The organism is Falsiroseomonas sp. E2-1-a4 (assembly GCF_051433165.1).
Classification (GTDB): domain Bacteria; phylum Pseudomonadota; class Alphaproteobacteria; order Acetobacterales; family Acetobacteraceae; genus Falsiroseomonas.
On the sequence record NZ_JBHMFS010000008.1, the window covers coordinates 73,944 to 88,226 of the forward strand.

12 protein-coding genes are annotated in these 14,283 nt (G+C 68.4%); 4 read left to right on the top strand and 8 right to left on the bottom strand.

The window, feature by feature from the left end:
- Positions 1 to 182: 182 nt before the first annotated feature.
- The 4 genes from ACFHNC_RS10755 to ACFHNC_RS10770 are packed head-to-tail and all read right to left on the bottom strand — an operon-like array spanning position 183 to position 6,226.
- Positions 183 to 1,337, bottom strand: coding sequence for an acyl-CoA dehydrogenase family protein (locus ACFHNC_RS10755; RefSeq protein WP_437169216.1), 1,155 nt, complete (start codon positions 1,335 to 1,337; stop codon positions 183 to 185).
- Between the two features lie 6 nt (positions 1,338 to 1,343).
- Positions 1,344 to 2,543 carry an acyl-CoA dehydrogenase family protein gene (locus ACFHNC_RS10760; protein WP_437169217.1) on the bottom strand — a complete coding sequence of 400 codons (1,200 nt, stop codon included), beginning with the start codon at positions 2,541 to 2,543 and terminating at the stop codon, positions 1,344 to 1,346.
- A 10-nt stretch (positions 2,544 to 2,553) separates the two neighbouring features.
- Complete coding sequence (locus ACFHNC_RS10765) at positions 2,554 to 4,164, bottom strand: AMP-binding protein (RefSeq protein ID WP_437169218.1); 1,611 nt, start codon at positions 4,162 to 4,164, stop codon at positions 2,554 to 2,556.
- Position 4,165: 1 nt separating this feature from the next.
- Positions 4,166 to 6,226, bottom strand: coding sequence for a 3-hydroxyacyl-CoA dehydrogenase NAD-binding domain-containing protein (locus ACFHNC_RS10770; protein WP_437169219.1), 2,061 nt, complete (start codon positions 6,224 to 6,226; stop codon positions 4,166 to 4,168).
- 101 nt (positions 6,227 to 6,327) lie between these two features.
- On the opposite strand from ACFHNC_RS10770, the gene ACFHNC_RS10775 reads away from it, so the two are divergent.
- On the top strand, positions 6,328 to 7,266 hold the full coding sequence (locus ACFHNC_RS10775; RefSeq protein ID WP_437169220.1) for an NAD(P)H-dependent flavin oxidoreductase: 939 nt from the start codon (positions 6,328 to 6,330) through the stop codon (positions 7,264 to 7,266).
- Between the two features lie 31 nt (positions 7,267 to 7,297).
- Here the strand turns inward: ACFHNC_RS10775 and ACFHNC_RS10780 are convergent, their stop codons facing one another.
- On the bottom strand, positions 7,298 to 7,747 hold the full coding sequence (locus ACFHNC_RS10780) for a host attachment protein (protein WP_437169221.1): 450 nt from the start codon (positions 7,745 to 7,747) through the stop codon (positions 7,298 to 7,300).
- Positions 7,748 to 7,932: 185 nt separating this feature from the next.
- Between ACFHNC_RS10780 and ACFHNC_RS10785 the strand changes: the two genes are divergently transcribed.
- Positions 7,933 to 9,522, top strand: a complete 1,590-nt coding sequence (locus ACFHNC_RS10785; protein WP_437169222.1) for an ABC transporter substrate-binding protein — start codon at positions 7,933 to 7,935, stop codon at positions 9,520 to 9,522.
- Positions 9,523 to 9,564: 42 nt separating this feature from the next.
- Here ACFHNC_RS10785 and gatB read toward each other — a convergent pair whose 3' ends face one another.
- From gatB to gatC, 3 genes are read right to left on the bottom strand one after another with little or no spacing between them, the layout of a single operon-like run.
- Positions 9,565 to 11,016: an Asp-tRNA(Asn)/Glu-tRNA(Gln) amidotransferase subunit GatB gene (gene gatB / locus ACFHNC_RS10790; protein WP_437169223.1), complete on the bottom strand. Its 1,452-nt coding sequence runs from the start codon at positions 11,014 to 11,016 to the stop codon at positions 9,565 to 9,567.
- A complete protein-coding gene (gatA, locus tag ACFHNC_RS10795; protein WP_437169224.1) occupies positions 11,013 to 12,500 on the bottom strand; it encodes an Asp-tRNA(Asn)/Glu-tRNA(Gln) amidotransferase subunit GatA in 1,488 nt (495 codons plus the stop codon). The genes gatB and gatA overlap by 4 nt, the downstream gene beginning before the upstream one ends.
- Positions 12,500 to 12,796, bottom strand: coding sequence for an Asp-tRNA(Asn)/Glu-tRNA(Gln) amidotransferase subunit GatC (gene gatC / locus ACFHNC_RS10800; RefSeq protein ID WP_437169225.1), 297 nt, complete (start codon positions 12,794 to 12,796; stop codon positions 12,500 to 12,502). The genes gatA and gatC overlap by 1 nt, the downstream gene beginning before the upstream one ends.
- 67 nt (positions 12,797 to 12,863) lie before the next feature.
- Here gatC and ruvX point away from each other — a divergent pair, with 67 nt between their 5' ends.
- Together ruvX and ACFHNC_RS10810 are read left to right on the top strand one after the other, a co-directional pair.
- Entirely contained in the window at positions 12,864 to 13,331 is a 468-nt protein-coding gene (gene ruvX, locus ACFHNC_RS10805) for a Holliday junction resolvase RuvX (RefSeq protein WP_437169226.1), read from the top strand.
- 9 nt (positions 13,332 to 13,340) lie between these two features.
- Positions 13,341 to 14,279: an aspartate carbamoyltransferase catalytic subunit gene (locus ACFHNC_RS10810; protein WP_437169227.1), complete on the top strand. Its 939-nt coding sequence runs from the start codon at positions 13,341 to 13,343 to the stop codon at positions 14,277 to 14,279.
- Positions 14,280 to 14,283 lie beyond the last annotated feature (4 nt).

Below are 14,283 nucleotides of genomic sequence, written 5' to 3' on the forward strand. Positions count from 1 at the left end.
GCCGCCGCGCAGGCTGGGGCCGAGCGGGTTAAGGATCACGAAATGCCCTCGCGCACCACGGCGGCGCGCGCAACGAGCGGCAGCGTTTGCGCGTTGGTTCATTCCCACTTCATGCGCCGCCAATCGGCTTGCGCCAAGGGCATGGTTACGAGCGGAACGGCCCGCTCATGCATCGGTTGGGTTCAGGCGGCTTCCGGCAACCCGCCGGCGGCGACGACGACGCGCAGATGGTGGTCCACATCGCCGAACAGCCCGGCCAGCATGGTCAGGCGCTTGAAGTAGTGGCCGGCCTTGTATTCCTCCGTCACCGCGATGCCGCCATGCAGCTGGATAGCATCCTTGCCGAGCAGATCGGCATTCTTCGCGACAAGCGCCTTGGCGGCGGACAGCGCCGTGCGGCGGGCGGTGGGATCGGCTTCCTGCACCATCATCGCGGCATACATCGCCATGCTGCGCGCCTGTTCGGTGGCGACCAGCATATCCGCCGCGCGGTGCTGCAGCGCCTGGAAATTGCCGATGGCCTGGCCGAACTGGGTGCGCTGCTTGAGGTAGTCCACCGTCAGGTCGCGCAGCACGTCCATGGCACCCAGCGCCTCGGCGCAGATCGCGGCCTGGGCCTCGTCCACCACCTGTTCGATCAGCGGCAGGGCAGCGCCTTCCGGGCCGAGCAGGGCGTTGGCGGGGACCGACACATTCTCCAGCACCACCTCCGCCGCGCGCAGCCCGTCCTGCGTGGCGTAGCCGCGGCGCGTGACGCCGGTGGTGGCGGGGTCCAACCGGAACAGGCTGATGCCGTCCCGGTCGCGGCGCGCGCCGCCGGTGCGGGCGGAGACGATCAGGCGGTCCGCGCTGTCGCCATGCAGCACCACGCCCTTGGCACCGTTCAGCACATAGCCATCCGCGCTGCGCGTCGCCGTGGTGGCGACATCATGCAGGTCGTGCCGCGCCTGGCGTTCCTGATGCGCGAAGGCGAGCGTCAGCGTGCCCTCCGCGATTGCGGGAATCAGTTCGGCGCGTTGCGCGGCGCTGCCGGCGCGCTTCAGCAGGCCGCCGCCGAGCACGACGGTGGCGAGGTAGGGTTCCACCACCAGGCCGCGACCGAACTGCTCGCAGACCAGCATGGTCTCGACCGGCCCGCCGCCGAAGCCGCCGTCTTCTTCCGAGAAGGGTAGGCCGAGCAGGCCCATCTCAGCGAATTTCTGCCAATTGGCTTCGGCATAGCCGCGAGGCTCGGCGCGGTAGGTCTTGCGCTTCTCGAAGTCGTCGTAGGCATCCGAGACAAGACGGCGGATGCTGTCGGAGAGCATGCGCTGCTCGTCGGTGAGGTCAAAGTTCATGTGCCGTCAGAGCCCCAGAAACGCTTTGGCGATGATGTTGCGCTGGATCTCGTTGGAGCCGCCGTAGATCGAGACCTTGCGGTAGTTGAAGAACAGCGGCGCCGCCGCGTCCGCCCAATCCGGACCGATGCTCGGCAGGTTCAGCCCTTCCTCGTCGCGATCCGGGCGCGGCATGGCGTAGGGGCCGGCGACATCCACCAGCAATTGCGTCGAGGCCTGCTGGATCTCGCTGCCCTTGATCTTGAGGATGGAGGAGGACGGGTCCGGCTTGTCGCTGGCCCGGCCGCGCTGCGCGGCCACCACACGCATCTGCGTGATCTCCAGCGCCTTCAGCTCGATCTCGGACCAGGCGAGGCGGCGGCGGAAATCCGGGTCGTCCCAGACCATCCCCTCCCCCGCCGGCGTCTCCTGCGCCAGGCGCTTCACGCGGGCCAGGCGTTCCTTGGTCATGCCGATGCGGGCGATGCCGATACGCTCATTCGACAGCAGGAATTTCGCGTAGTCCCAGCCCTTGTTGAGCTCGCCAACCAGGTTCTCGGCGGGGACGCGCACCTCGTCGAAGAACACCTCATTCACCTCATGCCCGCCATCGATGGTGATGATGGGGCGGAGCGTGATGCCGGGGGTCTTCATGTCGATCAGGATGAAGGAAATGCCGGCCTGCTTCTTCACGGTGGAGTCCGTGCGGACCAGGCAGAAGATCCAGTCGGCGTACTGGCCGAGCGTGGTCCAGGTCTTCTGGCCATTGACGATGAACTCGTCACCCTCGCGCCGCGCCGTGGTCTTCAGCGAGGCGAGGTCGGACCCGGCGCCGGGTTCGGAGAAGCCCTGCGCCCACCAGATATCCAGGTTGGCGGTGGAGGGCAGGAAGCGCTGCTTATGCGCCTCCGACCCGAAGGTGGCGATGACGGGGCCGACCATGTTGACGTTGAAGCCAAGCGGCTGGGGCACGGCGGCGGCCTGCAATTCCTCGACATAGATGTAGCGCTGCACCGGTGTCCAATCCTGCCCGCCCCATGCCACCGGCCAATTCGGCGTGGCGAGGTTGCGGGCATGCAGGATGCGCTGGCTGGTCACGTAGTCTTCGCGCGCCAGGGCCCGGCCCTCGCTGACCTTGCGGCGGATCGAGAGGGGGATCTCGCTCCGGAAGAATTTGCGCAACTCGTCGCGGAAGGCGATTTCGTCGGGGGTGTAGCGGAGGTCCATCTGTCGTCTCCTAGGCCTTGGCCGCTTCTTCGTCGCGCAGGGCACTTGCCAGCAACTTGCCCGCCGCACTGCGTGGCAGGCCGTCCCGGAATTCCAGCGCGGCGGGCATTTCGTGCTTGCCTACGCGGTCCGCCAAAAATGCGCGCAGTTCCTCCAGCGTGAAGGGGTTCGCACCCGGCTTCAACGCGCAAAACGCCTTGGCCGCCTGGCCGCGATATTCATCCGGCACACCGATCACCACGCATTCGGCGACCGCCGGATGTTCGTAGATGGCCTGCTCGATGGCCGCCGGATAGACGTTGAAGCCGCCGGACAGGATCATGTTCTTGCGACGATCGACCAGGGTGAAATAGCCCTGCGCGTCCATCCAGCCGGTGTCGCCAGTCAGGAACCAGCCATCGGCGAAGGCCGTACCGTTGTCATTGGGGCGGTTCCAGTAGCCGGAGAAGACGTTGGGGCCGCGGATCGCGATCTCCCCGATCTCGCCCACCGGCATGGCCTGCGCCGGCGCATCGAAGGCGACAATCCGCATTTCAATGCCCGGCAGCGGCAGGCCGATGATGCCGGCGCGGGTCGGGCCATGCGGCGGAATGCGCGTGCCGGCCGGGCAGGTCTCCGTCATGCCCCAGCCACCGCCGACGCGCAGCTTCAGGATGCGCTCGACACGTTGCTGCACCTCATGCGGCATCGGCGCGCCGCCGGAGCTGCATTGGCGCAGGCTGGACAGGTCGCGCTGTTCGATGCCGGGCACGCCCGAAATGCCAATCCACATGGTCGGCACGCCGGAGAAGGTGGTAATGCGGAGCCGCTCCACATCCTCCACCCACCGGGCCGCATCGAAGCGCACCCGCAGATGGCACAGTGCGCCCTGCGCCAATTGCCGCAGCAGCACGGCGGTGAGGGCGAAGATGTGGAACAGCGGCAGCAGCACCAGCACGCGCGCCGTGCCTTCCGGCAGGTCCGTGTGGTCGCGCCAGGTCCGGTAGATGGCGACGGCCGAGGTCATGTTGCCATGCGTCAGCATCGCGCCCTTGGGCGTGCCGGTGGTGCCGCCGGTGTATTGCAGCAGCGCCAGGTCGTCCGGCGACAGCGCGGGCCAGTCAGCAGGCGGCTCCGCTTCTGGCAGGGTTGCGAATTCGCAGGTCGCATCCTCGCCGCCCCAGCGCGCCTCCGGCGCCAGCAGCACGTCCCGCACCGCGCCTTCCGCGCGCAGCCATTCCGCATTGCTGAGCATGGCGGCGAAGCCCGTGGTGATCAGCAGCGTCGCACCGGCATCATGCGCCTTATGCGCAAGCTCCCGCTTCGCATCCAGCGCCGAGAAATGCACCACCCGCGCGCCCGTCCGCAGCGCCGCGAAGAAACACAACGGATGCCAGGGTGTGTTCGGCAGGTACAGCGCGATGCAATCACCTTTGCCGATACCGCGCGCCATAAGCCCAGCCGCGATGCGATCCGACAGCGCCCGCATCTGCGTGTAGCTCAGCACATGGCCGCGATATTCCAGCGCGGGCTTGTCGCCAAACCGCGAGGCCACGTCGTCCAGCAAGGCCGGCAGCGTGCCGCGTGGGATCGGCGTGTCCCAGCGGCATTCCGGCGGGTAGGACGCCTCCCACGGATGCATCTCAGCCGGCCTTGAGGCTCGCAAAGCCCTTGCCCTCGGCGGCGAGCCGGCCAAGCAGATCGGCGGGTAGCAGCGTGTCGTCGCCCGTCGCCTCGGCAAAGGCCGCCAGCCGCGCCACCACATGCAGCAAGCCGACGGAATCCGCGTAGTGCATCGGGCCGCCGCGCCAGGCGGGCCAGTTGTAGCCATGCAGCCAGACCACATCGATATCGCCAGGCCGGGCGGCGATGCCTTCCTCCAGGATGCGCGCACCCTCGTTCACCATCGGCAGCACCAGGCGGTCCAGGATTTCCTCCTGGCCGATCTCGCGCTGCTCCACGCCTTCCTCCGCGGCGACGCGGCGGATCAGGGCGGTGACCTCGGGGTCCACCACGCCGGTGCGGCTGCCCTCGGGATATAGGTAGTAGCCCTTGCGGGTTTTCTGGCCGAGGCGCTCCGCCTCCACCAGCGCATCCGCCACCGGCGCGCGCTTGCCCGTGGCGCGGCGGATGCGCCAGCCGATGTCGAGGCCGGCCAGATCGGCCATGGCGAACGGGCCCATCCGAAAGCCGAAATCGGTCAGCGCCTTGTCCACCTGCTCCGGCGCTGCGCCTTCCAGCAGCAGCCGCTCCGCCTGCTGCGTGCGGCGCGCCAGCATGCGGTTGCCGACGAAGCCGTGGCAGACGCCGACAACCACCGGCACCTTGGACAGCTTGCGGCCAATCTCGGTCGCCGTTGCCAAGGCTTCGGGCGAGGTTTCCTTCGCGCGCACCACTTCCAGCAGCTTCATGACGTTGGCCGGGGAGAAGAAGTGCATTCCCAGCACGTCCTGCGGCCGCGACGTGGCGGCGGCCATCTCGTCGATGTCGAGGTAGGAGGTATTGCTGGCCAGGATCGTCCCCGGCTTCGTCACCCGGTCGAGATGCGCGAAGACCTGCTTCTTCAGGCCCATCTCCTCGAACACCGCTTCCACGACCATGTCGGCATCGGCGGCGGCATCGAGGCCCACCGCGCCCTCGATCAGTGCCAGCCGTGCATCGCGCACATCCGGCGCCAGGCTGCCGCGCTTCACGCTGCTGTCGTAGGTGCCGCGGATGCGCTCCATGCCGCGGGCCAGCGCCGCATCATCGGTCTCGATCACCCGCACCGGGATGCCGGCATTGGCGAAGCACATGGCGATGCCCGCGCCCATGGTGCCGCTGCCGAGCACGGCGGCACGCGCCACCGGTCGCGGCTGCGTGCCCTTGGGCAGGCCGGCGATGCGCGCCGCCTCACGCTCCGCGAAGAACACATGGCGCAGCGCCTTGCTGCGCGGGTCGTCCAGCAGGCGCAGGAAGGCGGCACGCTCGAAGGCCACGGCCTCCGCAAAGGGCATGTCGAAGGCGGCGCGGACACAAGCGATGCAATCGGCGATCTGCGGTTCCTGCGCGGCGCGCTTGGCCAGGGCTGCCGCTTCCTTCTCGAAGGCGTCGCGGGACCCAACGCCCTCATCGCGCGCCGAGACGGGCTTCGGCTTGGGCCGCGCCGCAAAGCCGCGCGCCGCCTGCACCAGGTCGCCCATCACCACCGTATCCGCCAGCCCGGCGGCCACCGCCGCATCGGCCTCCAGCGGATCACCCGCCACCATCAGTTTCAAGGCTGCCGCGGCGCCCATCAGCCGCGGCGCCCGCTGCGTGCCGCCGGAGCCCGGCAGCAGCCCGAGCTTCACCTCCGGCAGCCCCAGCTTCGCCTTCAGTCCCAGCACCCGCCAGGAGCACGCCATGGCCACTTCCAGCCCGCCACCCAGCGCCGAGGCATGGATCGCGGCCACCACCGGCTTGCTCGCGCCATCCAGCGCCGCCACCAGCTCGGCCAGTGTGGGCGAGGCCGGCGGCTTGCCGAATTCGGAGATGTCGGCACCGGCGATGAAGGTGCGGCCCTCGGCGGCGATCACCAGGCCGGTGATGGCCGGATCGGTCTCCGCCCGCCGCACCGCCTCGAACAGCCCGGCGCGCAAGGCGGCGGAGAGCGCATTGACCGGAGGGTTCGACAGCGTCGCCACCGCGATGCCGTCCACAACCTCAAACCGCACCGGTTCCACCATGCGCCTGCTCCCGCCCCATCGGCCCATCCTGTCCGTCATCCCCGCGCCATGGTCAAGGCGCGCGGCGCCCGGCAGGATGCGCGGCCAAAGGGAGACCCGGAATGCCACTTCCCCCGCTGCTGCAGGGCCGCCTGCGCCTGCCCGTCATCGGCGCGCCGCTGTTCATCGTCTCGACGCCGGAGTTGGTGATCGCGCAGTGCCGCGCCAGGATCGTGGGCAGCATCCCCTCCCTCAATGCCCGCCCGGCCAGCGAGCTGGACCCGATGCTGGCGCGCATCCGCGCCGGGCTGACGGCGCAGGACGCGCCCTTCGCGGTGAACCTGATCGTGCACAGCTCCAACGACCGTGTGGAGCCCGACCTGGCGGTGTGCGAGCGGCATCGCGTGCCCATCATCATCACCTCGCTCCGCCCGCCGCAGGCGGTGGTGGATCGGGTGCATGGCTGGGGCGGGCTGGTGTTCCATGACGTGACCAATCTGCGCCACGCGCAGAAGGCGATCGAGGCCGGGGTGGATGGGCTGATCCTGGTCGCCGCCGGCGCCGGCGGCCATGCCGGCACGCTGTCCCCCTTTGCGCTCGTCGCCGAGGTGCGCCGCATCTTCGGCGGCACGCTGATCCTGTCGGGGTCGATCACCACGGGCGGACAGATCCTGGCAGCGCAGGCGATGGGCGCGGACCTGGCCTATATCGGCACGCGTTTCATCGCCTCGGCCGAGGCCAATGCGGCGGAGAGCTACAAGCGGATGATCGTGGAGGGCCAGGCGGCGGACATCCTCTACACCCCCTTCTTCACCGGCATCCCCGGCAACTACCTGAAGCCCAGCATCACCGCGGCCGGGCTGGACCCGGAGGAGCTGCCGGCGGTGGACAAGACCAGTGCCAATTTCGGCACGACGCGGGTGAAGCCCTGGAAAGATGTGTGGGGCGCCGGCCAGGGCGTCGGCAGTATCACGGACGCCCCGCCCGTCGCCGAAATCGTGGCGCGTCTGCGGGCGGAATATGCGGCGGCCAAGGCGGCGCTGGCCTCCCGCGACGCGTAGTTGCCGCGCCGCCGCTCTACGCCTCGCCCTCCTACGCCTCGCTGAATGTGACGTCGTCGAGATGGGGCACCAGCTCGTCCAGCGGCAGGTGCGTGAGATCCTTGTCGAGGGTGGCGCGAGGCTTCCGCCGCGTCGCGTCGCCGAGCTCATCCCTCAGGGCGCCAAGGAAGGCGGGCGGCGCCACCAGGATGACCCGCCCGAAGCCATCCGCCGCGGCCTCCAGCCGCTCGGCAAGTTGCCGCGCAAAGGCGTGCTTGGCCGCCCTATGCGGGTCCTGGCGAGGTTCGATGGCGTGGCGCGTGGTGCTGGCGCTTTCATGCACGCGGCCCGGACGCTCCCGCCCCTGCTCGTGTGACATCGGATTTTCGATGTCGGTGGCGTCCTGTGCACGTTCCGACCACCGGCCACCCGGCGCGGCGCGCTGGAAGATCCGTGCATGCTGGCCATCGGCTATCAGTGCCCAATCCAAACCTGTCTGCATGGCACACCTCCCGGGCGCTTGTTCTGCGGCATCATCAGCCATTGCGGCCCTGGGGCGGGATCAAACAATCGGCACGGGCGCGGGACGGCGTCGCCTCGGCCCAGCTTGACGCCGTGCGATTGACCGGTTCGCGCTTGGACGCCTAGCCTCGGGAAGGATAAGCAAGAAACTGGAGGATAACGGACATGCATCGCCGTTCGCTGTTCCGGGCGGGCGCGGGTCTCGCCGCGGCCGGCCTCGCCGGCCCCGCCATCGCGCAACCCGCCCGCGCCGCCACCCTGCGCTTCGTGCCGCAGGCCAATCTGACGGCGCTGGACCCGATCTGGACCAGCGCCATCGTCACCCAGATGCATGGCTACCACGTGTTCGACACGCTCTACGCCATGGATGCCCGGTTGCGCCCGCAGCCGCAGATGGCGGAGGGGCACGAGGTTTCGGCCGATCGCCGGGTCTGGCGCATCAAGCTGCGCGAGGGTCTGAAATTCCACGATGGGTCGCCGGTACGCGCCGCCGATTGCGCCGCCTCCCTCGCCCGCTGGTCGAAGCGCGACCCCTTCGGCCAGATCCTGGCGGCCTCCGTCGATGAATGGCGCGCGGCGGATGACCGGACGCTGGAAATCCGCCTGAAGCGTCCCTTCCCGCTGCTGCTGGAAGCGATCGCCAAGCCGGACGCCAACGTGCCCTTCATCATGCCGGAGCGCCTGGCCAGGACCGATGCCAGCACCCAGGTCGCGGAGGTGATGGGCAGCGGCCCCTACCGCTTCGTGGCCAACGAATTCGTCTCCGGCAGCCGCGTCGTCTATGCGAAGAACGAGGCCTATGTGCCGCGCCAGGAAGCCGCCAGCGGCGCGGCGGGTGGCAAGATCGCCCACTTCCCGCGCATCGAGTGGCATATCCTGCCGGACCCCGCCACCGCCGCGGCCGCCCTGCAGGCCGGCGAGGTGGATTGGCTGGACCAGCCGCTATCCGACCTCATCCCGACCCTGGTGCGGAACCGCGACATCCAGGTGGATGTGCTGAACGAGGCCGGCATCCTCTCCATCATGCGGCTCAACCACCTCCAGGCGCCGTTCAACAATGTGAAGGTGCGCCAGGCGGTGGCGCTGGCGGTGAATCAGGAGGATTACATGCGCTCGACGCTCGGCGACGACCGCAGCGTCTGGCGCACCTGCCGCAGCCTGTTCCCCTGCGGCACGCCGTATGGCGTCGAGGATCTGTCCGAGCTCAACGCGCCGCCGCGCAACCTGGACCGCGCGCGCGCCGCGCTACAGGCCAGCGGCTACAATGGCGAGAAGGTGGTGATCATCAGCCCCACCGACTTCCCGCTGATCGGCCCGCATGGGCATGTGACGGCGGATGCACTGCGCCGCATCGGCTTCAATGTGGAGCTGGTGGAGACCGACTGGGGTACCGTGGTGCAGCGCCGCGTGCGGCAGGAACCGGTGGAGCGTGGCGGCTGGAGCATCTTCCACACCTATGGCTCGTCCCTCGCCTACCTCAACCCGGCGGTGTCATCGCTGGTGAAGGGGCCGGGGCCGCAGGGTTGGTTCGGCTGGTACGACAGCCCGAAGGCGCAGGAGCTGGTGCAGAACTGGCTGGACGCGCCGGATGCGGAGCGGCAGCAGGCGCTGGCGAATGAGCTGAACAAGTTGGCGCAGGACGAGGTGGCGACCATCCCGCTCGGCCAGTTCAACATCCGCAGCGCCTGGCGGAAGAGCATCACCGGGCATGTGAAAGGCAGCATGCCGTATCCCTGGGGCGTGCGACCGGCGTGACGTGATTGCCCTCCCCCGCTGTTCGCGGGGGAGGGAGCGCCCTCACCCCGCCAGCAGCTTCTTCACCACCTCATTCACCAGGGCCGGATTCCCCTTGCCCTGCATCGCCTTCATCGTCTGGCCAACGAAGAAGCCGAACAGCTTGTCCTTGCCGCTGCGGTATTCCGCGACCTTGTCGGCATTGGCCGCCATCACCTGCGCCACCACCGCCTCGATCGCGCCGGTATCGGTCACCTGCTTTAGGCCGCGTTCCTCAACGATCTCGCCGGGTGCCTTGCCGGTCTCCAGCATCGCCTCGAACACCTGCTTGGCCAGGCTGCCGGACAGGGTCCTGTCACTGATCAGGTCCAGCAGCGCGCCGAGATTCGCCGCCGTCACCGGCGGGTCCGCCACGTCGCGCTTCAGGCGGTTGAGGGCGGCGAAGAAATCGCCCGTCACCCAATTCGCGGCGAGCTTGGCGTCGCGGCCTTTAGCCACCGTCTCGAAGAAGACGGCGGTTTCCTTCTCCAGCGTCAGCACATGCGCGTCATAGGGGGAAAGCCCCATGGCGACGTAGCGCGCGCGGCGCACATCCGGCAGCTCCGGCAGCGCCGCCTTCAGCGCCTCCACCCAATCCTGTTCCAGCACCAGCGGGGGCAGGTCCGGCTCGGGGAAGTAGCGGTAGTCATGCGCGTCCTCCTTGGAGCGCATGGACCGCGTGATGCCGCGGGCGGTGTCGAACAGGCGGGTTTCCTGGAACACCTCCTCGCCGGCTTCCCACACCTCGATCTGCCGCTGCGCCTCCGCCTCCACCGCCTGCATGACGTAGCGGATGGAGTTGACGTTCTTCACCTCGCAGCGCGTGCGGAACCCCTCGCCCGCCTTGCGGACGGAGACGTTGACATCGGCCCGCATCGAGCCTTCGTCCATATTGCCGTCGCAGGTGCCGAGGTAGCGCAGGATCTGCCGGATTTTCGTCAGATACGCGCCGGCTTCCTCGGGCGACCGCATGTCGGGCTCACTGACGATCTCCATCAGCGCGACGCCGGAGCGGTTCAAATCGATGAAGGATTTGGTCGCGTGCTGGTCATGCAGCGACTTGCCGGCATCCTGTTCCAGATGCAGCCGGGTGATGCCGATGGTCTTCGTCACGCCATCGGCCAGCGTGATCTCCACCGCGCCCTCGCCGATGATCGGGTGCGCGAACTGGCTGATCTGATAGCCCTGCGGCAGGTCGGCGTAGAAGTAGTTCTTCCGATCGAAGCGCGACCAGAGATTGACCTGCGCATTCAGCCCGAGGCCCGTGCGCACGGCCTGCGCCACGCATTCCGCGTTGATCACGGGCAGCATGCCGGGGAAGCCGGCATCGATGAACGACACCTGGCTGTTCGGCTCCGCCCCAAAGGCCGTGGCGGCACCAGAAAACAGTTTCGCCTCACTGATCACCTGGGCGTGGATTTCTAAGCCGATCACCAGTTCCCAGGGACCGGTCTTGCCATCAACTGTGTAGGTCATGCCCCCGCCCTCAACCGCGGCAGCGCCGAAAAACCGGCCGCCCGTTCCAGCGTCCGCCCCACGGCGAACACCGTCTCCTCATCGAACGCCCGCCCGATCACCTGAAGCCCGAGCGGCAGGCCCTGCCCGTCCAGCCCCGCCGGCACCGCCAGCCCCGGCAGCCCGGCCAGGTTCGCCGTCACGGTGAAGATGTCGTTCAGATACATCGCCACCGGGTCGTCCTGCTTCTGATCCATCCCGAAGGCGGCGGACGGCGTGGCCGGAGTCACGATGGCGTCCACATCGGCATAGGCCTGTTCGAAATCGCGGCGGATCAGGGCGCGCACCTTCTGGGCCTTCAAATAGTAGGCGTCGTAGTAACCGGCGCTCAGGACGTAAGTGCCGATCATGATGCGCCGCCGCACCTCCGCACCGAAGCCGGCGGCCCGCGTGCGCTCATACAGGTCGCGCAGGTCGGAACCTGGCTCCGTCACCCGCATGCCGAAGCGCACGCCGTCATAGCGCGCGAGGTTGGAGGAAGCCTCGGCCGGCGCCACGATGTAGTAGGTGGGCAACGCGTATTTCGTGTGCGGCAGGCTGATTTCGACGATCTCGGCGCCCGCATCCCGCAGCCATTGCAGGCCCTGTTCCCACAGCGCCACGATCTCGGGCGCCATGCCGTCCAGGCGGTATTCCTTCGGCACGCCGATCCGCAGGCCCTTCACGCCGCGCTCGCAGGCCTTCGCGAAGTCCGGCACGGGCAGATCGGCGCTGGTCGAATCCTTTGGGTCGAAGCCGGCCATCGACTTCAGCAGGATGGCGCAATCCTCCACCGTGCGCGCCACCGGCCCCGCCTGGTCCAGGCTGGAGGCGAAGGCCACGATCCCGAAGCGGGAGCACCGCCCGTAGGTCGGCTTGATGCCCGCAATGCCGCAGAAGGCCGCCGGCTGGCGGATGGAGCCACCCGTATCGGTGGCCGTCGCCCCCAGCGCCAGGCGCGCTGCCACCGCGGCGGCCGACCCGCCGGAGGACCCGCCCGGCACCAGCCGCGTATCCGGGTCATTCGCCCGCGACCACGGATTTTCCACCGGCCCGGAAGCGCTGGTGGTGTTCGACGACCCCATGGCGAATTCGTCCAGATTCGCCTTGCCCAGGAACACCGCCCCGTCATCCAGCAGCTTCTGGCTCACCGTGCTCTCATAGGGCGGAACGAAGCTGTCGAGGATGCGGCTGGCGGCCGTGGTGCGCGTGCCCGCGGTGCAGAACAAATCCTTGATGGCGAGGGGAATGCCCCCCAGCGCCCCCACCTGCCCCGCCGCGCGACGCTCGTCACTGGCGCGCGCCTGCGCCAGCGCCTTTTCCGCCGTCACGGTGATGTAGGCGTTCAGGCGCGGGTTCAGCTTGGCGATGCCGTCCAGATGCGCCTGGGTCAGTTCGACGCTGCTGATGGTGCCTTCGGACAGCGCATCAAGCGCGCCGCGCAGGGTGAAATCGGTCGGATGCATCACTCAACCACCTTCGGAACGCCGAAATATTCACCGTTGCGATCCGGCGCATTGGCCAGCACCGCGTCGGCCTGGCCGCCATCTGTCACCACATCCGGCCGCAGCCGCGCCTTGGCCTGCGCCACGGGGCTGCCGCCGGCCATCGGCTCGACGCCGTCCGTGTCCACTTCCTGCAATTGTTCGATCCAGCCCAGGATGCCGTTGATCTCGGCCTGCGCCTGCTGCACCTCGCTATCGTCCAGCCTGATGCGGGCGAGCGAGGCGATGCGCCGTATTGTGGCGGTATCGAGGGACATGACTCTCGGGAAATCCTTGATCTGCCTGGATTTGCCAGGAAAGCGGCGTGGGAACATAACGGCGCCCATGCCCGCCATCAACATTCGCGACCTGCGCGCCGCCCTGCCACGCCATGCACGCCTGATTGGCCTGGATCCGGGGGCGCGGATCATCGGGGTCGCGCTGTCCGATGTTTCGCTGATGCTGGCCTCCCCCTACGGCGCCATCGCCCGCGGCAAGCTGGCGGCGAATGCGGCGGAGATCGGCGCCATTGCGCGGAAGGAAGGCGCCGGCGGGCTGGTGGCCGGGCTGCCCTTGTCCATGGACGGATCCTTCGGCCCGGCGGCGCAGGCGGCGAAGGATTGGGCGCTGGCCGTCTCCCAGGCCACCGGCCTGCCGCTGGCGCTATGGGATGAACGCCTGTCCTCCGCGGCCGTGAACCGCATGATGATCGCAGCCGACCTCAGCCGCGCCAAGCGGGCGAAGGCGGTGGATGCCGCAGCGGCCGCCTATATGCTCCAGGCGGCCCTGGATGCCAGCACCGGCCCGGCGTAGGTTGCGGCCATGCTCCCCTACCCGCATCGCCATCTGCTCGCCATCGAGGGCCTCGAGCCCCCCTACATCGCCGATCTGCTCGATCTGGCGGAAAACTATGCGCTGCTGAATCGGCAGGGGAAAACCCAGCGGGACCTGCTGAAGGGCCGCACCCTCATCAACCTGTTCTTCGAGGACAGCACCCGCACCCGCACCAGCTTCGAACTAGCCGGCAAGCGGCTAGGCGCGGACATCGTCAACATGTCCGTCTCCACCAGCTCGGTGAACAAGGGCGAGACGCTGCTCGATACCGCCTCCACGCTCAACGCCATGCACACGGATCTGCTGGTGGTGCGCCATGGCCAGTCCGGCGCGCCGGCGCTGCTGGCGCAGAAGGTGGATGCGGCGGTGATCAATGCCGGGGACGGCACGCATGAACACCCGACCCAGGCGCTGCTGGATGCGCTGACCATCCGCCGCCGCAAGGGCAGCCTCGAAGGGCTGACGGTCGCCATCTGCGGCGACGTGCTGCATTCCCGCGTCGCGCGATCGAACATCCACCTGCTGCTGGCAATGAATTCCCGCGTCCGCATCGTCGGCCCGCCAACGCTGATCCCGTCGGAAGCCGCACGCCTCGGCGTCGAGGTGCATCACAGCATGAAGACCGGCCTCGCGGATGCTGATGTGGTGATGATGCTGCGGCTGCAGAAGGAACGCATGACCTCCGGCCTGGTCCCCTCCTCCCGCGAGTTCTTCCGCTTCTACGGGCTGGACGCGGAGAAGCTGGCCTATGCCAAGCCGGATGCCATCGTCATGCATCCCGGCCCGATGAACCGCGGCGTCGAGATCGACAGCGCCATCGCGGATGACCCCATCCGCAGCGTCATCGGCGAACAGGTGGAAATGGGCGTCGCCTGCCGGATGGCGGTGCTGGACATCCTGGCCCGCAACCAGCGCCGGAATACCTGAGCCC